This is a genomic window from Vibrio sp. SG41-7, assembly GCF_014164465.1.
GTDB lineage: Bacteria > Pseudomonadota > Gammaproteobacteria > Enterobacterales > Vibrionaceae > Vibrio > Vibrio splendidus.
The window spans coordinates 56458-78234 of sequence record NZ_JACJFF010000006.1 but is presented as its reverse complement, the minus strand read 5'-3'; the positions used below and the strand labels follow the sequence as shown (position 1 = coordinate 78234).

21 protein-coding genes are annotated in these 21777 nt (G+C 44.0%); 12 read left to right on the top strand and 9 right to left on the bottom strand.

Features of this window, described 5'->3' with window-relative positions:
- Positions 1-114: 114 nt before the first annotated feature.
- Genes hisB through hisIE form a run of 5 tightly spaced genes read left to right on the top strand, consistent with a single transcriptional unit; the run spans position 115 to position 4025 of the window.
- Positions 115-1203 carry a bifunctional histidinol-phosphatase/imidazoleglycerol-phosphate dehydratase HisB gene (gene hisB / locus H5300_RS02905; protein ID WP_004734574.1) on the top strand — a complete coding sequence of 363 codons (1089 nt, stop codon included), beginning with the start codon at positions 115-117 and terminating at the stop codon, positions 1201-1203.
- A 24-nt stretch (positions 1204-1227) separates the two neighbouring features.
- Positions 1228-1842, top strand: a complete 615-nt coding sequence (hisH, locus tag H5300_RS02900; RefSeq protein ID WP_017083264.1) for an imidazole glycerol phosphate synthase subunit HisH — start codon at positions 1228-1230, stop codon at positions 1840-1842.
- A 43-nt stretch (positions 1843-1885) separates the two neighbouring features.
- Entirely contained in the window at positions 1886-2623 is a 738-nt protein-coding gene (hisA, locus tag H5300_RS02895) for a 1-(5-phosphoribosyl)-5-[(5-phosphoribosylamino)methylideneamino]imidazole-4-carboxamide isomerase (RefSeq protein ID WP_012604374.1), read from the top strand.
- Positions 2605-3378, top strand: coding sequence for an imidazole glycerol phosphate synthase subunit HisF (gene hisF / locus H5300_RS02890; protein ID WP_182795366.1), 774 nt, complete (start codon positions 2605-2607; stop codon positions 3376-3378). The genes hisA and hisF overlap by 19 nt, the downstream gene beginning before the upstream one ends.
- Complete coding sequence (gene hisIE, locus H5300_RS02885; protein WP_102266590.1) at positions 3375-4025, top strand: bifunctional phosphoribosyl-AMP cyclohydrolase/phosphoribosyl-ATP diphosphatase HisIE; 651 nt, start codon at positions 3375-3377, stop codon at positions 4023-4025. The genes hisF and hisIE overlap by 4 nt, the downstream gene beginning before the upstream one ends.
- Positions 4026-4250: 225 nt before the next feature.
- On the opposite strand, the gene H5300_RS02880 is transcribed toward hisIE, so the two are convergent.
- The 4 genes from H5300_RS02880 to H5300_RS02865 all read right to left on the bottom strand — a co-directional run bounded on the left by H5300_RS02880 (position 4251) and on the right by H5300_RS02865 (position 7548).
- Complete coding sequence (locus H5300_RS02880) at positions 4251-4775, bottom strand: YchJ family protein (RefSeq protein WP_182795365.1); 525 nt, start codon at positions 4773-4775, stop codon at positions 4251-4253.
- A 118-nt stretch (positions 4776-4893) separates the two neighbouring features.
- Positions 4894-6111, bottom strand: coding sequence for an EAL and HDOD domain-containing protein (locus H5300_RS02875; RefSeq protein WP_102266592.1), 1218 nt, complete (start codon positions 6109-6111; stop codon positions 4894-4896).
- Between the two features lie 123 nt (positions 6112-6234).
- Positions 6235-6969, bottom strand: a complete 735-nt coding sequence (gene lpxH / locus H5300_RS02870) for a UDP-2,3-diacylglucosamine diphosphatase (protein WP_017078987.1) — start codon at positions 6967-6969, stop codon at positions 6235-6237.
- A gap of 84 nt (positions 6970-7053) precedes the next feature.
- Positions 7054-7548, bottom strand: a complete 495-nt coding sequence (locus H5300_RS02865) for a peptidylprolyl isomerase (protein WP_004734582.1) — start codon at positions 7546-7548, stop codon at positions 7054-7056.
- Between the two features lie 191 nt (positions 7549-7739).
- Between H5300_RS02865 and cysS the strand changes: the two genes are divergently transcribed.
- Positions 7740-9125: a cysteine--tRNA ligase gene (cysS, locus tag H5300_RS02860; RefSeq protein ID WP_182795364.1), complete on the top strand. Its 1386-nt coding sequence runs from the start codon at positions 7740-7742 to the stop codon at positions 9123-9125.
- A 97-nt stretch (positions 9126-9222) separates the two neighbouring features.
- Positions 9223-9801: a thymidine kinase gene (locus H5300_RS02855; RefSeq protein ID WP_182795363.1), complete on the top strand. Its 579-nt coding sequence runs from the start codon at positions 9223-9225 to the stop codon at positions 9799-9801.
- Positions 9802-9929: 128 nt separating this feature from the next.
- Here H5300_RS02855 and H5300_RS02850 read toward each other — a convergent pair whose 3' ends face one another.
- From H5300_RS02850 to H5300_RS02840, 3 genes are all read right to left on the bottom strand, one after another.
- Positions 9930-10622, bottom strand: coding sequence for a YdcF family protein (locus H5300_RS02850; protein WP_182795362.1), 693 nt, complete (start codon positions 10620-10622; stop codon positions 9930-9932).
- Positions 10615-11469, bottom strand: a complete 855-nt coding sequence (locus H5300_RS02845) for an NAD(P)H-binding protein (protein WP_182795361.1) — start codon at positions 11467-11469, stop codon at positions 10615-10617. Before H5300_RS02845 ends, H5300_RS02850 begins: the two co-directional genes overlap by 8 nt.
- Positions 11470-11583: 114 nt before the next feature.
- Positions 11584-11814 carry a TIGR02647 family protein gene (locus tag H5300_RS02840; protein WP_004734587.1) on the bottom strand — a complete coding sequence of 77 codons (231 nt, stop codon included), beginning with the start codon at positions 11812-11814 and terminating at the stop codon, positions 11584-11586.
- A 257-nt stretch (positions 11815-12071) separates the two neighbouring features.
- Between H5300_RS02840 and H5300_RS02835 the strand changes: the two genes are divergently transcribed.
- Both H5300_RS02835 and focA read left to right on the top strand, forming a co-directional pair.
- Positions 12072-13379 carry an ATPase gene (locus tag H5300_RS02835; protein ID WP_182795360.1) on the top strand — a complete coding sequence of 436 codons (1308 nt, stop codon included), beginning with the start codon at positions 12072-12074 and terminating at the stop codon, positions 13377-13379.
- 363 nt (positions 13380-13742) lie between these two features.
- The gene (focA, locus tag H5300_RS02830) at positions 13743-14585 is read left to right on the top strand and encodes a formate transporter FocA (RefSeq protein WP_004734589.1); all 843 of its coding nucleotides are present in this window, start codon (positions 13743-13745) and stop codon (positions 14583-14585) included.
- 352 nt (positions 14586-14937) lie between these two features.
- On the opposite strand, the gene H5300_RS02825 is transcribed toward focA, so the two are convergent.
- On the bottom strand, positions 14938-15732 hold the full coding sequence (locus H5300_RS02825) for an ABC transporter permease (protein WP_004734590.1): 795 nt from the start codon (positions 15730-15732) through the stop codon (positions 14938-14940).
- Positions 15733-16169: 437 nt separating this feature from the next.
- Here H5300_RS02825 and torE point away from each other — a divergent pair, with 437 nt between their 5' ends.
- From torE to torA, 3 genes are read left to right on the top strand one after another with little or no spacing between them, the layout of a single operon-like run.
- Positions 16170-16352: a trimethylamine N-oxide reductase system protein TorE gene (torE, locus tag H5300_RS02820; RefSeq protein WP_004734591.1), complete on the top strand. Its 183-nt coding sequence runs from the start codon at positions 16170-16172 to the stop codon at positions 16350-16352.
- A 52-nt stretch (positions 16353-16404) separates the two neighbouring features.
- The gene (torC, locus tag H5300_RS02815) at positions 16405-17586 is read left to right on the top strand and encodes a pentaheme c-type cytochrome TorC (protein WP_004734592.1); all 1182 of its coding nucleotides are present in this window, start codon (positions 16405-16407) and stop codon (positions 17584-17586) included.
- A 24-nt stretch (positions 17587-17610) separates the two neighbouring features.
- On the top strand, positions 17611-20073 hold the full coding sequence (gene torA / locus H5300_RS02810) for a trimethylamine-N-oxide reductase TorA (RefSeq protein ID WP_108195960.1): 2463 nt from the start codon (positions 17611-17613) through the stop codon (positions 20071-20073).
- A 412-nt stretch (positions 20074-20485) separates the two neighbouring features.
- On the opposite strand, the gene H5300_RS02805 is transcribed toward torA, so the two are convergent.
- On the bottom strand, positions 20486-21706 hold the full coding sequence (locus tag H5300_RS02805) for a putative manganese transporter (protein WP_182795359.1): 1221 nt from the start codon (positions 21704-21706) through the stop codon (positions 20486-20488).
- Between the last annotated feature and the right edge of the window lie 71 nt (positions 21707-21777).

The following is a 21777-nucleotide window of genomic DNA, read 5'->3' as shown; positions in this document are numbered from 1 at the left end:
ATAACATTTGTCAGTCTGAGTTGATTAAAAACAGACTGGCAAATGAAACCAATATTTTGGGTTAGCGTTTGATTTTAGCTAGGCCAGCAGATTTAAAATTAAAAGGAAGTTCAAGTGAGTAAACAACAGAAAATACTTTTTATAGACCGTGATGGCACCTTAATTGTTGAGCCGCCAGTCGACTTTCAAGTAGACCGTTTAGACAAACTAAAATTCGAACCGCTAGTGATCCCTAGCCTACTGGCATTGCAAGATGCGGGTTACCGCTTAGTGATGGTGACTAACCAAGATGGCCTAGGTACCGACAGCTACCCACAAGAAGAGTTCGATGCGCCACACAATATGATGATGGAGTTCTTTGAGTCTCAAGGCGTTAAGTTTGACGATGTGCTTATTTGCCCTCACTTTGACGAAGACAACTGTTCTTGCCGTAAACCAAAACTGGGTATGGTTAAAGAATACCTACAAGGCGGCAAAGTCGACTTCCAACACTCTGTTGTCATTGGCGATCGAATGACGGATCTTCAGCTTGCTGAGAACATGGCAATTCGTGGTATCCAATACGGCCCGGATGCAGAAACGGAAGGCACACTCAATTGGCCACAAATCGTTAAAGATCTAACGGTTAATGCGCGTGTTGCTGAAGTGGTTCGTACGACCAAAGAAACCGATATTAAGGTAGCTGTAAACCTTGATGAAACCGGTGGTAACAAGATCGATACTGGCATGGGTTTCTTCGATCACATGCTTGATCAAATCGCGACACACGGCGGTTTCCAGATGAACCTGACTGTGAAGGGCGACCTACACATTGATGATCACCACACAATCGAAGACACCGCTCTTGCTTTAGGCCAAGCACTTAAAGATGCATTAGGCGACAAACGTGGTATCGGCCGTTTCGGTTTCAGCTTGCCTATGGATGAGTGTTTAGCTCAGTGTGCTTTAGACCTATCTGGTCGTCCGTACCTAAAATTTGATGCTAAGTTTAGCCGCGAGCAAGTGGGTGACCTTTCTACGGAGATGGTGGTTCACTTCTTCCGCTCTCTAACCGATACATTGGCTTGTACATTGCACCTTTCTTCAGCTGGTAATAATGATCACCACATTATTGAGAGTCTGTTCAAAGCGTTTGGCCGTACTCTCCGCCAAGCAATCAAAGTTGAAGGTAATGAGTTACCAAGCAGCAAAGGCGTTCTGTAAGGCTAACGTTAGCAAGGAAAAACAATGAAAGATCAAAAAGTCGTTATTATTGATACTGGTTGTGCCAACGTTTCCTCAGTGAAGTTTGCGATTGAACGCCTGGGCTATACAGTTGAAATTTCAAAAGAACCAAAAGTTGTTCTTGCTGCAGACAAGCTGTTCCTACCTGGTGTAGGTACAGCAAGTGAGGCAATGAAAAACCTGCAAGAGCGTGACCTTGTTAGTCTTGTGAAACAAGTAGAGAAACCTTTGCTGGGTATCTGTTTAGGTATGCAGCTGTTAGGCAAACTGTCTCAAGAGAAAGGCCAAAAAGCTGACGAGTTAGTTGAATGCCTAGGATTGTGTGATGGCGAAGTTCGTTTACTTGAAACGGGTGATTTACCATTACCACACATGGGTTGGAACACAGTAACCGCGACACCTAACCACCCTCTATTCAAAGATATTGAAGAGGGCGAGTACTTCTACTTTGTACACAGCTTCGCAATGCCAGTGGGTGACTACACAATCGCACAATGTGATTACGGCAATCCGTTCACTGCCGCAGTGCAAAGTGGCAACTATTATGGTGTTCAGTTCCACCCAGAACGTTCGTCAAAAGCTGGCTCTAAGCTGATTCAGAACTTCTTGGAATTGTAATAAGGATTAGGCAGCGGCTACCGTTGCCAGATAAGGAATGTAAATGATTATTCCCGCATTAGATTTAATTGAAGGCCAAGTAGTTCGCTTATTTCAAGGGGACTACGGGCAAGTAACAGAATACAAAGTCGATCCAGCAGAGCAGTTTAACCTGTATCACCAAGCTGGCGCTGGCTGGCTTCACCTTGTTGACTTAACAGGTGCAAAAGATACCACTGCTCGTCAATTAGACTTGATTGCTAAGCTACTTGCTAGCACGCCTGCCAACATCCAGATTGGTGGTGGCGTTCGTAATGAACAAGATGTCGTTGATCTGCTAGAAGCGGGCGCACAGCGCGTTGTGGTTGGTTCTACAGCAGTTAAGCAACCAGAGTTGGTTAAAGGTTGGATGGAGAAGTACGGCGCGGAAAAAATCGTGCTGGCTCTGGACATCAACATTGACGAAAGCGGCACACGTAAAGTCGCGATTTCAGGTTGGCAAGAAGATTCAGGCGTGACCATTGAAGCGCTAATTGAAGATTACCTCACGGTTGGCCTTAAACACGTTCTGTGTACTGATATTTCACGTGATGGCACGCTAGAAGGGTCAAACGTAGAGCTCTATGTTGATCTTTGTAAGCAATACCCACAAGTGCAATTCCAATCATCGGGTGGCATTGGCAGCCTAGCTGATATCGAAGCACTGAAAGGCAGCGGCGTTGCGGGTGTGATTGTTGGTCGCGCACTGCTTGATGGCAAGTTCACAGCAGAGGAGGCATTTGCATGTTGGCAAAGCGAATAATCCCTTGTTTGGATGTCCGTGATGGGCAAGTGGTTAAGGGCGTTCAATTCCGTAATCACGAAATTATTGGTGACATCGTTCCGCTAGCACAACGCTACGCAGAAGAGGGCGCTGATGAATTAGTATTTTACGATATTACCGCATCAAGTGATGGCCGTGTGGTCGATAAAAGCTGGGTGAAACGCGTAGCAGAAGTGATTGATATTCCTTTCTGTGTGGCTGGTGGTATTAAGTCCGCGGAAGATGCAGCGCGTATTCTTGAGTTTGGTGCAGATAAAGTATCCATCAACTCGCCTGCATTGGCTAACCCACAGCTAATCACTGACCTAGCTGATAAGTTTGGCGTGCAGTGTATCGTTGTCGGTATCGATTCATACTTCGATAAAGAGATGGGTAAATATCAGGTTTACCAATTCACAGGCGATGAAGCGCGTACCAAAGCAACCAAGTGGGAAACCAAAGATTGGGTGCAGGAAGTACAGAAACGTGGCGCCGGTGAGATTGTGTTGAACATGATGAACCAAGATGGCGTTCGCAACGGCTATGATATCGACCAGTTAAACATGGTACGTTCAGTGTGTAATGTACCTCTGATTGCATCAGGTGGCGCAGGTGCGATGGAGCACTTTGCTGAAGCCTATAAAAAAACCAACGTGGACGGAGCACTTGCGGCTTCGGTATTCCACAAGCAAGTCATCAATATTGGTGAACTTAAACAGTATTTGAAACAACAAGATGTAGAGGTGCGACTATGAGTTTTGAACCCGTAAGCTTATCAAAAACAGAAGTAGGCGCATTGTCAGAGCGTATTAATTGGGAAAAAGTAGATGGCTTAGTGCCGGCTATTGTTCAAGATTACCAATCGAGCCAAGTGCTGATGATGGGATACATGAACCCAGCAGCGCTCGAGAAAACAGGTGAAACTGGCCAAGTGACGTTTTTCTCTCGCACTAAAGAGCGCCTTTGGACCAAAGGTGAAACGTCGGGTAACGTATTGCAACTGCAAAACATGTCATTGGATTGTGACAACGACACCTTGCTGGTTAAGGTTAATCCCATTGGCCCAACGTGCCACACAGGTACAACAACGTGTTGGGATGGAGACAAGCAAGAAGAGTCTCAGATGGTGTGGCTTCATCAGCTTGAGCAGCTACTGGCTGCCCGCAAGGACGCAGACCCTGAATCTTCTTATACTGCCAGTTTATATGCCCGTGGCACCAAGCGTATTTCGCAAAAAGTGGGCGAAGAAGGCGTTGAAGTCGCGCTTGCGGCGACGTCGGGCGATAAGGCGGAATTAGTGTGTGAATCAGCAGATTTGATTTACCACTTGATGGTTCTTCTTCAAGACCAAGGTTTATCGATGAACGATGTGGTGAACAAATTAAAAGAGCGCCATAAGTAAGCTCTCTTTAGATTAATCGAACTACGTAACAGATAGATAAAAGCCCCGTAAACAATTATGTTTACGGGGCTTTTTAGCTTTTTAATTTTCAAGATTTCAAGATTTCAAGATTTCAAGATTTCTAAGCCCTGCGTCACTTTTCTAAACTCTGACTTTACGTCATTCCGAGGAGCCTAAGCGACATCAGGAATCTCTTTACTTAATCAAACATTCTAATTTTTTGACTTACCCGCAGCACTTCTTATATTTCTTTCCGCTACCACAGATACATGGGTCATTGCGGCCGATTTTAAAACTTTCAACCGTTTGGTTTAGACGCGGGTCAATTTCTGGCTCTTCTTGTTCTTTTTGTTCATCTTCTTGCTCAGGGAAGGTGCCATCAATGTAATACCAAATACCGTCTTCACGAACAAAGCGAGAACGTTCTTGCATACAGAACTGCTCAGCCCCATCGTTGAAGTAAGCTTTAAACTCAACAAAGCCTTCATTCTCATTTGAACCTGCGGCAGTATCGATGACTTCTAAACCCGCCCAATCACTATCTATGGATTCGGCAATACCTTCTCTCTGTGCTTCTGCATTACAAGTCGGGTGGTAAGTAGCAACCACATAATCAACCAAACCAAGTACATGTGCAGAATAACGAGAGCGCATTAATTGCTCGGGTGTTTCAACTGCACTGTGGTTAAGGTGTGCTGATTCGCAACATTGTTGGTAAGTATTTTTGCTACCGCATGGGCATAAAGACATAGTCAGATCCTGTAAAAATGGCCTCTATTAAGAGGCCATATATGAATGCGTTGGAGTTTACCAAGAAACGATTGCTCACCAAAGCTTAGTTTCTATTGAAGCAGCAATGTGAAGTGAACTATTTCAACGAAGGTGATAACAGCTCTTGAGCCCAAGTAGTGGCTTCATCATAAGCTTGACCGAGTTCCGCTTCACTTAGCTTGAGAACTTTACGGATGCGCGTTGCTTCGTCCCATCGAGCTTGCTCATAAGCGATAACCATCGCCAAAATCGCGCCCAGCACGCCTTTTCGTTGAATCAAAGCTTGCTTGATCTGTTCATCGATTGGTACTGAGTCCAAGACTTGCTGTAATGGTTGGTCAAACAGTGAATCAAGTAGAGAGAACATACCGGTCAAAAAGGCTTGTCCGGGCTCTACCTTTACATTCATTTTTTCTACTAAGAGTTCACACTCACGTGCTCGTAACACGGCTAAACCATAGAGTGAGTCCGGCTTATCTTCTTTCGCTGAGGCAATCGCTACCAGTGAAACGAACTTACGCAGCTTTTGTTCGCCAAGGAAAATAAGTGCTTGGCGGAATGAACGAATGGTCGTTGCTGAGCCGCCTGCGGAGTTCACATAGGCAAGTAACTTGTAAGACAGCGTGACATCTAGCGTAATTAAACGTTCTACTTCGCTAAAGTCGATAGGGTCGTGCGCAATCTCTTTTAACAGCTGAACAATCGTCAAAAACGCAGGGTTGAGAGCGCGAGTTTGAATCATTTCCGGCTTGCTGAAGAAATAACCTTGGAAGTAGGTGAAGCCTGCTCGATTTGCTTCTTGATATTCATCGTAAGTCTCGACCTTTTCTGCGAGGAACTTAATATCCAACCCTTTGAGAGAGTTCATGAACATTGAAGCTTTCGCGATTGAGATCAAACGGATATCAAACTTGATAATTGAAACGTACGGTAAAAAGCGCTTCCATGCTTTGCTTGGTACAAAGTCGTCTAACGCGATGGTGTAACCCGCGTCATAGATAGCTTTTATTGCTTCAAGTAGTTCGTCTGTTGGTTCGCAGTCTTCAAGAACCTCAACAACGAGGCTTTCTTTGGGAAACAGAGTCGGGACTAAGTTGATTAGGCTTGCATAAGGGAAGTTCACGAACCCCAATTTATCACCCAACGTATTATAGTGAGTTGATAAAAAGTGGTCGGAAAGCAAACGGCTAGTAGCGAGCTCCGGCTCTACTTCAGGGAAAGTGTTCTTAGGACCATCCCTGAATAGCAACTCGTAACCTATGGTTTTCTTGTCTGTATCGAGTATTGGTTGACGCGCTACGTATGAATATTTCAACTTGGTACTGTGTTCGGTTTATTTCTGGTAGAGAGATAATAGCTAATTCAGTAGAAATTACCATACACTTTCTATGAAAGTCTGACCGATAATAATAATCAAAGTGAAAGTTTAAGAGTGATGTTAAAAGCGGTTGCTAAACTCTCGATTCTGTAGTTCAAAACTTTGCGGAGTGAACACCAGCACTGAACCTTGCGTATACCAATCACCCAATACGATACGAGTTTTAGTGCAATCATTGACGTTAAAAGTGTGGATGTCAGGGCGATGAGTATGGCCGTGGATCATAAGATCGACGCTGTTTCGTTCCATCACATCTTCCACTTCTTGTTGTGTCACATCCATGATGTCGAGAGATTTGGTCTGCTTGTCATCTTTGATGTCAGATTGAACCTTCGAGACAATTTTCTTCTTGATGAAAAATGGAATTCTGTTGAAGACCCATTGCAGCCATGGTTGATGCACTTTTTCGCGGAAGGCGAGGTATTTTACATCTTCGGTACACAGGGTATCACCATGCAACACCACCGCTTTTTGCCCGTAGATATCGATCGTTGATACTTCATCTAGAAGTTGTACGCCCGTTTGCTTGGCAAATTTTTTGCCAACTAAAAAGTCGCGGTTACCTTGTGTGAAGTAGCAAGGTACGCCCGTTTTCACTAAGTCGATAAACGCTTGGCGGATAGAAGTCGCGAACTCACTCTTATCGTCGTCACCAATCCAGAATTCGAAAAGGTCGCCTAATACGTAAAGTGCATCCGCTTCTACGGCTTCTTTCTTCATAAAGGTTAAGAAGCAGTCAGTGATGTCTTGTCGTGACGGAGTAAGGTGCAGGTCTGATATAAAATATGTTTTCATAGGTCTAAAAAAAGGGAGCGATTCGCTCCCTATATCCTGATTTTATCGGCTCATCAGTTATTAATACTAACCGAAAGCAAGTGATTAAGCTTCGATTGTAGTACCAGTGATGATCACTTCTTCTAGAGGTACATCTTGATGCATACCCATAGAACCAGTGCTAACACCTTTGATCTTGTTTACGATGTCCATGCCTTCAACAACTTCTGCGAATACACAGTAGCCCCAACCGTCTAGGCTTTCGCTACGGAAGTTTAGGAAAGAGTTGTCGTTAACGTTGATGAAGAACTGAGAGCTCGCTGAATGCGGTTCCATAGTACGAGCCATTGCTAGCGTACCCACTTTGTTCGCTAGGCCGTTGTTTGCTTCGTTCTTGATAGTTGCACGAGTTGTTTTTTCTTTAAGGCCAGAAGTCATACCGCCGCCTTGAACCATGAAACCATCGATAACACGGTGGAATAGCGTGTTGTCGTAAAAACCGTCACGGCAATACTGTAGGAAGTTTGCGCTTGTTTCTGGTGCTTTTTCTTCGTTAAGTTGAACTTTGATGTCACCAAAATTTGTGTGAAGGATGATCATGATTGTTACCTTACTGTCTTTTTAATATGAAGTTCGAATTCTAGCGCATGTTGGCGGACTTTCAAATCACCAAATCATTAACTTAACTTGGTTGTTTGAGGTAATTACTGCTTTGGGGGATTACCTAATAACGCATGAATTGATATACTTGACCTCTTATTTTGATTAATACACAAATATAGATAGAGATCATGCTGAAAATTTATAACACACTCACAAGACAGAAAGAGGAATTCAAACCAATTACAGCTGGCAAAGTCGGCATGTATGTCTGTGGGGTAACCATATACGATCTCTGTCACATTGGTCATGGCCGCACGTTTGTTTCTTTCGATGTAGTAACTCGTTATCTTCGTTACCTTGGTTACGATTTGAACTTCGTTCGTAACATCACTGATATCGATGATAAAATCATCAAGCGCGCTAATGAAAATGGTGAGTCTTGTGATTCTCTGACTGAGCGCCTGATCGGGGAAATGCACGCGGACTTCGATGCATTGAACATGAAGCGCCCTGATGTTGAGCCTCGTGCGACTGAATTCATCACTGAAATCGTTGAGCTTGTTGAAAAGTTAATTGAGCGTGGTTTTGCTTATGTTGCAAGCAACGGCGACGTGATGTTCGAAGTTAAGAAATTTGACGAATACGGTAAGCTTTCAAAGCAAGACCTTGATCAGCTTCAAGCGGGTGCTCGTGTTGATGTTGATTCTGCAAAACGTAGCCCGTTAGATTTCGTTCTTTGGAAGATGTCTAAGCCAGGTGAACCTACGTGGGAATCACCATGGGGGCCAGGTCGTCCGGGTTGGCACATTGAGTGTTCAGCAATGAACTCTTCTATTCTTGGCAATCACTTCGATATCCACGGTGGCGGTTCAGATCTACAGTTCCCGCACCACGAGAACGAAATCGCACAATCTTGCTGCGCACACGGCACCCAGTATGTGAATACTTGGATGCACAGTGGCATGGTGATGGTAGACCGAGAAAAAATGTCTAAGTCACTGGGTAACTTCTTCACTATCCGTGACGTACTTCAGCATTACGATGCAGAAACAGTACGTTACTTCCTAATGTCTGGTCACTACCGTAGCCAACTGAACTACAGCGAAGATAACCTAACCCAAGCTCGTGCGTCACTTGAGCGTCTCTACACATCACTTCGTGGCCTAGACGTTACAGCAGCTCCGACTGGTGGTGAAGAGTACGTGACTCGTTTCTCTACAGCGATGAACGATGATTTCAACACTCCAGAAGCTTATTCAGTACTGTTTGAAATGGCTCGTGAAATCAACCGCATCAAAACTGAAAGCGTCGAAAAAGCAAGTGCACTAGGTGCATTGATGCGTGAACTGGCAGACATCATCGGTATTCTTCATCAAGACCCAGAGGCTTTCTTGCAAGGTGATGCGGCAGGCAACGATGACGAAGTGGCTGAAATCGAAGCGTTGATCAAACTGCGTAACGACTCTCGTGCTTCGAAAGATTGGGCGAATGCTGACCTTGCACGTGACAAGCTAAACGAGTTGGGTATTGTTCTGGAAGATGGTTCAGAAGGTACGACTTGGCGTCGTAAGTAAATATTATAAAAAGGGCTGATTTTCAGCCCTTTTTTCTAGCAAAAATTCTCTAATATCACCTTTTTATCTTCAACTTTTAATTAACAGGAATATTTCTGTGGCTCAGATGTATTTTTATTACTCGGCAATGAATGCGGGTAAATCAACAACACTTCTTCAGTCTTCATTCAACTACCAAGAGCGCGGCATGACGCCAGTGATCTTTACGGCTGCATTGGATGATCGTTATGGTATCGGTAAAGTTAGCTCTCGAATTGGTTTGCAATCTGAAGCTCAACTTTTTAAAAATGACACCAATATGTTTGACGCAATCCAAAAACTCAATGAAAAAGAAAAGCGTCATTGTGTTTTGATTGATGAGTGTCAGTTCTTGTCGAAAGAGCAGGTGTATCAGTTAACAGAAGTGGTCGATAAACTGCATATCCCTGTACTTTGCTACGGTTTACGTACCGATTTCTTGGGTGAACTGTTTGAAGGTAGCCGTTACTTATTATCTTGGGCAGATAAACTGGTTGAGCTTAAAACCATTTGTCACTGTGGCCGTAAAGCTAATATGGTAATCCGTACCGACGAGCACGGTGTGGCGATTGCTGAAGGTGACCAAGTGGCTATTGGCGGTAATGATCAGTATGTTTCTGCTTGCCGTCTGCACTATAAAGAAGCGTTAGGTAAATAAGCCGATCTCATAGTTCAGCTTGCTAAAACAAAAACGGTGACCAAGTGTCACCGTTTTTGTTTATTGAACCTGTGCTTTTGCTTTATTCCAAGTCGCGCCTTTGCTTTATTCGAAGTGGAGCTTTTGATTTATTCGAAGCCGAGTTGCTTCAATGCTTGATAGGCATGATCAACGTCATCGGGGATTGGCATCTCAATTTGAAAGCCTTGGGCTGGGTAGAATTTGATTCGTTCATAATCAGCAATCAATGCGCCCAACACCATGTCTAACGGCAACTCTTCGTTAAAGTAATCATCCCAATTTTGCCATTGTGAAGTCACGGTTATTTCTACACTCTCTTCAGGCCATTGTTTACTAAACGTGGCGTAGGTACGTTTCTCCATAAAGGGCTTCTGTACTAAGGTCAGTCTTTTCGGTGACAGCCCACGCTCAATAAGCAATTTGTGGGTGAATCGTACATTCTCCCCAGTATTGGTTGCGTGTTTCTCAATGATAATGTCAGAGTCTGGCACGCCAGCATCTCGTGCAATAGCCGCGAATGTTTCGGCTTCTGAACGCTTAAAGCTCCCTTCTGTAAAGCGTCCCACACCGCCAGAAAATACGATATAAGGCGCCACACCTTGGTGATAGAGCTCGGCAGCGTATTCAGCGACACGGGTATCATTACTGCACAGCACAAAGATGCAATCTGAAGGCGTAACCTTGTGACCCATAGACATGAAGTTCCAAAGGGTGTCGATCGAACGATGTAGCTTAATCCTTGAGTTATTTGTTAAAGATTGCTTAGCTATGTCTCGGTTAGCTATGGATTGATTAGTCATAAAGAGCGTCCAGCGTGGAATCGAACTTAAACGAGTAACCTAAGTCGAGAATCTTTTTCGAAGATATCAGCTTGTCTGGCGTATCTACCACGAGGGGCAACGGCTCACTGCTATTGGCGCTTTTTAGTGCAGCGGCATAAAACTCCGCCTTACTCACCGTGTTTGGGGTCGTAACATTAACCACTTCGTTGTGCAGTTGGTTGATAGCGAAGTTGACAGCGCCAATCGCGTCGTCAAGATGAAGCATGTTGGCTGGAGCTTGAGTGCTGACCTGCTTCAATTTGCTTGCAAACCTAGAGGGGTGGCGGCTAGGGCCGATTAACCCACTGAAGCGAAGGATGGTGTAGTCGATACCGGAATCAATGATGCACTGTTCTGCTTGTAGCATGACTCGTGCATTGTCTGAAAATGAGTTGGCTTGTTCATCACTCGACGTAGAAATCGATAATGAGGCATCTTGCTCGTATAAGATCCCTGGCTTGGTCGGGTAGACCGTGGTCGAGCTAACCATGATCAGCTTTTTGACATTGGCTTTCTGACAAGCTTTGGTTAGCTGTTGCCAGTATTCAGCATATTCTTGTCCCGCACCTTTTCTAAAGCCGGGAGGGAAGCTACCAATGACGATCTCTGCATTATTTTCGAGTAACAGCGAATAGAGTTGGCCGATAGTATGTTCAGGCTCTGATGAGTCAAAGCTGAAAACTTCACATGGGATACGCTTGTTACCAATGGTGTCTGCACCCGCTTGGGTGGTCTTCGTAACGACGACCTGGTTACCATGTTTGACGAGATGTTCAGATAAGGGCACACCAACCCAGCCTGCACCAACAATAAATATAGAAGCCATGTGTTCCTCACAACTGCAAGTTATGGATTTATAGTAAGCCTAACAAACCTTTACCCAAAAATGAAAAAACTCCACGGCCGAAGCGAGTGGAGTCTTTACTAGAACAATGGAGCTTTAGTTTAGTACGCGAAGTAGTTTGTCTGCGCGCTCTGCCATCTGTATACCTTCATCTGTTAGGTAACCGCCGTCTGGCTGAGTACAAAGGTTCTTTTCGAATAGGCGCTTAACAGCGTCTTGAGTTTCTTGAGCTGCCTCTTGATGAACTTTAATTCCAGTAGCGGCACTACTTACATCAAATTGAAGAAGGAGGTTTAAATCAGCAATGTTTTCAGCGTTGTACTTCATAATTAACCTATATATTCATAACGTTCTCTACCTTCACCTTAGTGCGCATTCACGGCTCAGGCAATAGCAAATAAAGAGAATTGATAAGTGATACCAAATTGATTAATTAATCATCGAGTGATGGGTTTATTTTGGTTATATTGGGTGATTTGCACCCACTTAAATCATCAGTGATGTTTATTGCTAAGTGGTTGTAATATATTGTGACTAGAAATAATTTGCATTGAGCGAATATTGTATAAAAAGGATATGCATAAGTGAGAGCGAACAAAGTAGCATTAATGATCAGTATGCTATTTGCTATCGCAGGGTGTCAGAGTACACCTTCAGAGCAGACAGACGCGAACCAAACCACAAACAACAATAACGAATCTACAATCGAGGTCCGTTCATTTCAGTCTGTCCAAAGTGTTTACTCCGAATGGGAGGCTAAGCTTGAAGACCACGCTCAGTTGTCTCTCTATGCTCCAGAGAATTACAATGAACTATTAGACGCTTGGGACGACGCTGAAAGCATTTATGCGGATTTACTGAAAGACGAAACTCGGCTCACCAAGAGTTATTCAATTTTTTCGAGCCTGACTTACGCTGAAGCTTTTGATGAAAAAATTGCGTTGATCAAATCAAATTATGACTCGATATTAGTGCTAAAGACGAAGGCTGACCGAGTACTAGCGGATTCGATTGTACAAATTGATTACCTCAAGTTCCTTGGCGCAGATACCATGTTTACCTCTAGCTACAAACGCTTGTATTCAGAATACAGTGAGTTGTTTGAGTATGTGCTGGTCGATGAGCTTGAAGACGCTCAAGAAGCACAGGTGGAGTTTCTTAATAATGCTCGCTTATTAGAAGTTAAAGTGGCACATAAGAAATACATCGAACCATTGAAGGACGAGTTAGAGTTCTTGGAAGATGAAGATTTTGATGACGTTGCTCCACTGACGTTTGCTAAAGCAGCATCTCAAATTGCTTTGGCAGAAAGCCAAGTCAAAGCCAGTCCCCGTGAAAAGTCGATCATTGAAGATGCGGTGCACGCTGCGGAGTTTGAGTTGAACCACGTGCGTAGTGTCGCTCATGAAGTAAAAGTGCTCGCGAGTGTAAAAGGCGACAAGTTCGAACAATCGGTTTTGAATGCAGAGAATCAGTTGCTGAGCATTTCACAAGTGGTTAATGATGAAGATTACCGAGATGTTGGGTTGCGTCAGCAATCTCAGAAGATTATAGCGAGTGTGAAAGCGTTAAAAAGCTTAGATATGACAGCGTCATTAAAGTCAGAAATTGAAACTTTGACTGAACAACTCGCTAAGCTAGAGAGTGATAATCAGAAGCAGGCGCAACAATTGTCTGAGGCGACTAAGCATAGCAATCTTCTAGATGAGCAGATTACCAAGAGTGATGCGCATATTAAGAGTTTAGAAGAGCTAGTGGACAGCTTGAGAAACCTAGGTGGTAAAGTTGCCAATGAAAGTGATTCTGATGTAATCCCTTTGAGTCCAGAGTCGAATCTAGAGGGCTCTGCTTTAGAACAATCATCAGAAGAAGTGATTGAACCTTCGGTTTAGCATCACTAATTTCTGTATTTGTGATTCAGTTAAAAGCGCCTAAGGGCGCTTTTTTACGTTCTGTTGATCTATATCAAAATCTAGAGGCAACAGCGATCTGTGAGTCATTATAGTGTACGTTATTCCTTTGCTTTCTTTCGTAACTTATTGATATTTATAAGTGTGCCATTTTTTAAGTTGATAACCTTTCATTCAGCATAGTTTTCTTTTTACTACTAAAGTTGTATGAATTTTGAATAACTTGGGCTATTTCCTTTCCACAAGGTTGTGGGAGGTATTTTGAGTCCCAAATAGCTCTTGAATTCAGAAATGAAAGAGAGGATTATCTCGCTCCCGACAACATGTTTCAAAATGTAAATCATCATGAATCTGAACCAATTTGACTCATTATTACCGCCACAAATGGCTGAGCGCGCTGCAGATATTGGCGTAGGTAAAGCAACCAAAGATCCAACCAAATCTTTTCTCCTAGCGATTTCTGCTGGCATACATATCGGTATTGCGTTTGTGTTCTACACAATTGTAACCACTGGCGCTGGTGATTTACCTTGGGGTATTACTCGCGTCCTAGGCGGCCTTGCATTTAGCTTGGGCCTAATCCTCGTTGTTGTTACTGGCGGTGAACTGTTTACCAGTTCGGTGCTCACTCTTGTTGCTCGTGCAAGTGGCAAGATTAGCTGGGGAACCCTAGTAAAGAACTGGGCGACCGTTTATATCGGTAACCTTATTGGTGCTTTATTGCTAGTGGCATGCATGCTTCTGACTAAACAGTACATGTTCGACCATGGGCAAGTGGGTTTGAATGCCATGGCCATCTCTCAGCACAAAATGCACCATGGTTTTATCCAAGCTATCGCGCTTGGCATCATGTGTAACGTATTGGTTTGTATCGCGGTATGGATGACGTTTAGTGGACGAACACTGACTGACAAAATTGCAGTACTGATTTTACCTGTCGCGATGTTTGTATCATCGGGCTTTGAGCACTGTATTGCGAATATGTTCCAAGTTCCTTTAGCTATCGGTATCAAAACATTTGCTCCAGCTGAATTCTGGACAATGACAGGGGCTAATCCGGCAGACTATGTTGACTTAAACATGATGGACTTTCTGATGAACAACTTGCTGCCCGTTACTATCGGTAACATCATCGGCGGCGGTATCTTTGTTGGCATGTGGTATTGGTTGATTTATTTACGCGATTAATAAAGATGGCGGATCAACAAAGCTTGCGTGACTAGCTCAGTGACAAGATTAGTTAAAGCTCAGTGAAAACATTGAACTGACTTATGACATTTACAAGACGGCCTGCATTGCAGGCCGTTTTTTATTTGTGGAAAACTTACTCGTTGATTTCTTAAATTATCATCTGAACGCTTAACAACGCAGTTCTGCACGTGTGTATATGTCTTTGAAATCACCCAAGGATCAATGGTAATGATCTTTGCTCGAGCTGAAATGGACAAAAAAGGATCTATATTGATTTGGTTATCCACAATTTCTGTGGATAACCTGTATCAAATTCAGTGAGTAACCAGATCTAAGAGGAGTCGGGAGGTTATTTTGAAGGCTGTATTTGAGCGAGAACTCGCCCTTCTTTGGTCAGAGAAGTCTTTAACGATAGGTGAAGTGCAAGCGCTAAGGAGCAGCTCATCATCACGAAAATAGCCAACATGATCATCAGTTGATACTTAATCGCGATCATTGGTGAAGCACCCCCTAAGATTTGTCCTGTCATCATTCCTGGTAGCGTTACCAAGCCTGTGGTTGCCATTGAGGCCATAATAGGAGACATCGCTTTCTGTATCGCATTACGCACAAAAGGCGCTGCAGCATAGGAAGGAGAGGCACCTAAAGCGATAGCCGCTTCGTACTCTGATTTCTGCGTTTCAAAAGCACCGAACAAGTTCTGTAATGCCACGATGTTACTGCTTAAGCTATTACCTAACAGCATCCCTGCAATAGGGATTAAGTACTGCGCGTTAAAAACCGGTGTTGGTTTAATGATGAATAAGCAGATAAACAAGACAATGGGTACACAGGTTACCGCTAGGCTCACAGCGACAGGGACTAACAAGAGGTTTCGCGGTAACTTGGATTTTTCAACAATCGAGCTTGCCCCAACGATAATCATCGTAAATAACCACAGTAAATTGACCCACAAGCTATTCAAAGTGAACAGGTATTCTAGGTAGAGGCCAACCAGAAATAGCTGAACAGTCATGCGAATGATGCTGATAGAAGCCTCTTTGCCAAGGCCAAGTTTTAGCTTGTGGTTGATTACAATTGGTAGCAAGAGAAGTGAACTGAAAAACAATAATTGCCACCAAGATATATCAATAACGTCTTGCATAATGCTTCCTTTTAATAAGGCTTCTATCATATCTGAAAGTGCCAAATGATGCATTTCAACTGCAAAGTCATCGATTCGAAAAATGATCAATTATTTAACAAACAAAACACAAAATAGTGGTTGTTTGAGGCTTTTTTGGCTACTACTTAGTAGGTAAAAAGTTAAAATCGGTTGTCAAATAGTTGCGCGAGTGTTGGTTTTTAACATTTGTGAAATATGCTTAATTCTTCACATTTGTTAATACTTTTTAATAAGTTTGTTTAACTGAAAACAAGTTTGGATGACCTCAAAAAAGTATTGATTAGCAAGGGTTATAACAGGAGATTTGATTGAACCCTACTTTGTGTATGGTCTAAAATTTGTTGTTAGATACTCAAGAACTTTAGCTCCTTAGAATGAGCTACTCGAAATTACTAAATACAAAATAGGCAAAATGTATGAGTGATGTTAATAAAATTGAAACTGGCGAAAAACGCTCGTTGGAGTGGAAGTCATTCCTCTTCATCGCAGTGGTTCTCTTTCCAATATTAAGTGTGGCTTTTGTAGGAGGCTACGGCTTTCTAGTTTGGGCACTGCAAGTGTTTGTATTAGGTCCTCCAGGTGCACACGGCGGCATGTAATGCCCTCTTGCTATCACATTTTTATTAGAACTAATTTTTAAGAGAGCTAAACATGAAATCATTTTTAGTTAAATTATGGCGCACAATGACTCGCCCAGCAGTACACATCAGTCTTGGTGTACTAACCATGGGTGGCTTTATCGCCGGTGTTATTTTCTGGGGCGGTTTTAATACAGCGCTAGAACATACAAATACAGAAGAGTTCTGTGTAAGCTGTCACACTATGCGTGACAACGTATACGTAGAACTACAAGAAACGGTTCACTGGAAAAACACTTCTGGTGTACGTGCTACTTGTCCTGACTGTCACGTTCCACATGAATGGACAGCAAAAATTGCTCGTAAGATGCAAGCATCTAAAGAAGTATTCGCTCAAGTATTTGGTGACCTAGATACGCCTGAGAAATTCGAAGCTCGTCGTATCGAACTGGCTAAACACGAATGGGATCGTTTCTCTTCGAACAAATCTCTAGAGTGTAAAAACTGCCACAACTACGATTCAATGGATTTCGAAAACATGCGCCCAACAGCGCGTATCCAGATGAAGAACGCGGCAGAGCGTGATCAAAGCTGTGTTGACTGTCACAAAGGTATTGCTCACAACCTTCCATTAGATATGGCATCAGCGAGCGGTATTGTTGGCGAGCTAGAAAATGTAGCAAGCAGCACATCTTACGCAAATGGTTCTGACGTGATCTCTATTCGTCACCTACCAATGTACACAGATGAAACAGCAACAGTTGAAGCGGGTCTATTAAGCCCTGCAAGTAAAGTTGCGGTTATCGACGAAAAAGGCGACATGATCAAGATTCAAATCGACGGTTGGCGTAAAGCGAAAGGCTTCGGACGTGTAATCCAAGAAGACTTCGGTATGAACATCTCGACTGCAATCTTGACGAAAGAAGTATCTCAAAGTGACGTTATCACTGTTGGTGAGAAGAAAGAAGATGAGCTTACTGGCCTTCCATGGGAAGAAGTTAACCTAGCACTTTGGATGAAGAAAGAGTCTATGGTTGATAACTTCGATCCAATCTGGAACGCAGCAGGTCAAGCGTACCAATCTAACTGTTCAACGTGTCACTCACAGCCAGATGAAGCTCACTTCAGCGCTAACGGTTGGGTAGGCATGCTAGATGGTATGATTGCGTTCGTTAACTTCGATACAGATACAGAAGCACTTGTTCTTAAGTATCTACAGAAGCACTCATCAGATTTTTCTGAAGGCCATCACTAATAAGACGTCAATTGGAGTAACACAATGGCAATTACAAGAAGAAGTTTTCTGAAAGGTGTCGCTACTACAAGTGCGGCATCGGTTATCGGTCCAAGCTTATTGGCGTCGGCATCAGCGTCTGCTGCAGAAACAGACGGCGCGTGGAAAGTCTCTGGTTCTCACTGGGGTGCATTCCGAGCTCGCGTTTACGCGGGTAAAGTACAAGAAATTAAACCTCTAGAAATCGATCAACACCCAACTGAGATGTTGAAAGGTATTAAAGGTATTATCTACAGCCCATCACGTGTGCGTTACCCTATGGTTCGCCTTGATTGGTTGAAGAAGCATAAATACAGCGCAGACACGCGTGGTAACAACCGCTTTATTCGTGTGACTTGGGATGAGGCACTAGACCTTGTTTACCGCGAACTAGAGCGCGTACAGAAAGATTACGGTCCATGGGCGCTTCACACAGGTCAAACTGGTTGGAGACAAACGGGTCAGTTCCACAGCTGTACTAACCACATGCAACGTGCAATGGCACTTCACGGTTACTCTGTGAAGAAAATCGGTGACTACTCGACAGGTGCTGGTCAAACGATCATGCCTTACGTGCTAGGTTCTACTGAAGTATATGCTCAAGGTACATCTTGGGAACTTATCCTAGAAAACAGTGACAACATTGTTCTTTGGGGTAACGATCCAGTTAAGAACCTGCAAGTAGGTTGGACGTGTGAGACTCACGAATCATTCGCATACCTAGAACAGCTGAAAGAAAAAGTTGCTAAGAAAGAGATCAACGTTGTTTCTGTTGACCCTGTGAAGAACAAAACAGGTCGTTACTTAGAAAACGAGCAGATGTACATCAACCCACAAACTGATGTGGCGTTCATGTTGGGTGTTGCTCATGTTCTTTACAACGAAGGCCTATACGACAAGAAGTTCATCGAAACTTACTGTCTAGGTTTTGAAGATTTCATCAAGTACGTTCAAGGTGAAACGAAAGACAAAGTTGAGAAGACGCCAGAATGGGCTTCAGCTATCTGTGGCGCAAGCGCGGACTCTATCCGTGATTTCGCTGAGATGTTGGTTAACGGCCGTACACAGATTCTTGTTGGTTGGAGTATTCAACGTCAACAACACGGTGAGCAGCCTTACTGGATGTGTGCAGTTATCGCAGCAATGGTTGGCCAAATTGGTCTACCTGGCGGCGGTATCTCTTACGGTCACCACTACTCAGGTATCGGTGTATCTTCGACTGGCTTCGCTGCTCCGGGTTCTTTCCCGCTGAACATCGACCAAGGGCAATCACCTAAGTACACCAATACAGATTACAACGGTTACAGCCGTGTAATTCCAGTTGCTCGTTGGGTAGATAGCCTGCTTGAACCCGGTAAGAAGATCAAAGCGAACGGTTCTACTGTAACGCTACCAGACATTAAGATGATGGTCTTCAGTGGTAACAACCCGTGGCATCACCACCAAGATCGCAACAAGATGCGTAAAGCATTCAAGAGCCTGCAAACTGTAGTGGCTGTTGATTTCGCGTGGACTGCAACTTGTCGTCACTCTGATATTGTTCTTCCAGCTTGTACTCAGTGGGAACGTAACGATATCGATGGTTACGGTGCGTACTCTGGCCGTGGTTTGATCGCAATGCACAAACTAGTGGATCCTCTGTTCCAGTCTAAGACTGACTTCGAGATCATGTCTAGCCTGACTAAGCGTTGGGGTCGCTACGACGATTACACGCGTGGTATGGACGAAATGCAGTGGGTTAAATCTCTGTATGACGACTGCCGCGCTTCGAATGAAGGCACGATTGAAATGCCTGAGTTTGCTGAGTTCTGGGAGAAAGGTTTCCTAGACTTCGGTAAAGGTAAGCCATGGACTCGTCACGCTTCATTCCGTGAAGATCCAGAGATCAACGCACTAGGCACGCCTTCTGGTTTCATCGAAATCACAAGCCGTACTGTTGGCAATATGGGTTACGAGCACTGTCAAGAACACCCAATGTGGTTCGAGAAATCTGAACGTTCACACGGTGGTCCAGGCTCTGACAAACACCCGTACTGGCTACAATCTTGTCACCCGGACAAGCGTCTTCACTCTCAGATGTGTGAATCTGAAGAGTGGCGTGCGACTTACGCGGTACAAGGCCGTGAGCCAATCTACATCAACCCGACGGATGCTAAGAAGAAAGGCATCAAAGACGGCGATGTAGTACGTGTGTTCAATGACCGTGGTCAACTACTAGCAGGTGCTGTTCTAATGGATAGCTATGCTCCTGGTGTTGTTCGTATCGAAGAAGGTGCTTGGTACGGCCCGATCAACGAGAAAGTGGGCGCGCTAGATACATACGGCGATCCAAACACACTAACTCAAGACATCGGTACGTCTGAACTTGCTCAAGCAACGTCAGCAAACACATGTTTGGTTAACTTCGAGAAGTTCCAAGGCAAACTGCCTCCAGTAACTTCATTCGGTGGTCCAATCGAAGTTTCTTAAGTCTTGTACTTAAGAACCAAGACTAAAGCTTGAATTAAAGCCCCTGTAAGTACTCTTACAGGGGCTTTTTGTTTTTCTAGTGTACGTGTTGGGATTTCTAACTAAGCATTGTAACAGCGCCAGAGGGGCGTTTTTGAGACCAGCTGTAACGTGCTGTTTGAGGTAGGCTGTAGAAACATAAAGTATTAGCATGAAGCCGGAAGGGAATGCACAAAGAACCTGTTGTAAGGGCTTAGGCAGATGGAAACAAAAAGGTCGATACAAAGTACCGACCTAATAGAAACCTTTGGAGTAAAGCTAAAACCTTGAAGATAAACCTGAGCCTTGAATAAAAGCTTAAGCCTCGGATATAAACTTAAGCTTCAATTGTAAACCTAAGCTTCAATTATAAACCTAAGCTTCGAACGTAAGCCTAAAGTTCGAACATAAACCAGTAACCGTATGCACAAATCAAAGCGGGCACACTGGAATATAAGGTCGCGACAAGAGCCGCTTTCGGTGCCATCGCAATCGCGGGGAATAGCGCATCACCGTCATTAGAAATTGCGTTACCTACCTGAGCTGACAGTGGCAGTGCACCAGAAAGGTATAGGCTAGTGACCAGCAATTGCGGACCACACCCCGGTAGCAAGCCCATCAACACTCCCGCCAGGGGGAGCATGATGCCCCAACTTGAGAATAGCGTCGCAAAATCCACATTTGCTATCACAGAACCAAATTCAAAGAACAGAAAAGCCACCACAACCCACGCTGTCACGAAGTTAGTATCTTGAGCTGTTTTTTGTAATGGGTGAGAGCCTACACATTTTTCGTCCTCACTCACGGCTGATTTATAATCTTCAATTTCACGAGTCAGTCTCCATAGAAACATCGAACTGATCAGCAAGATAGTGCCTGTCCATTCCATCGACATTTCAGGTAACGCAAGCAACTCGTTTACGTCGACTTGAAAAGAGCCAAGTAGAGCTACCGCAGCACCGGGAATAATAAGTACAGACCATAAGTAGCCCTGTAGGTTAATCGCCTTTTTAGAAACGGCTTCTTTGTCTTCCTCTTGAGATTGTGATGAACAGCTACGCGCTGCTTCATTTTTCTCTGACTGTTTCGGACGTAAGAAGTCATCAGCGTGAAATAGGTTGATGATGCGACCTGACGCTGTGCCGACAATGACGCCCATTGCCATCATGGCTAAGCCTGTTTTAGGTTCGCTCGCAATCAACAAGAAGGCTGCGTCACCCATTGTGGAGACCAGTACTGCAACGACGGCTCCAAATCCCAGCTTCCCGGAAATAAATTGCGTGGTAACGACTATCGCACCACCACAACCAGGCAATGCCCCCATCAGCGCAGCAAACACCACTTGGTTAGACCGAGACTGATGCACGAGCTTATTGAAGACGTTGTCTTTGTTGATGTACAAGCTTAACCAGTGGTAAATGGCTAACGTTAAAGCGACATAACAAGATACTGCCCAGAATGCGTCTGACAAGGTCGTTACCGTCAGCTCTCGTGTAGCAGGGGCTGCAACCAATGCTGCAAGTGAAATCGGCAATAGCAAGCGCTTAAAAGACAATGAAAACTGAGTTGTTTTCGCGGTGCTACTGCTTGGCAAAAAAGAGATTAGTCGATCCATAGGTGTTACTCAAAATTAGTGGCTTAAGATAAATATATACGAATGATAATAATTATCAATTGCATTTGTTG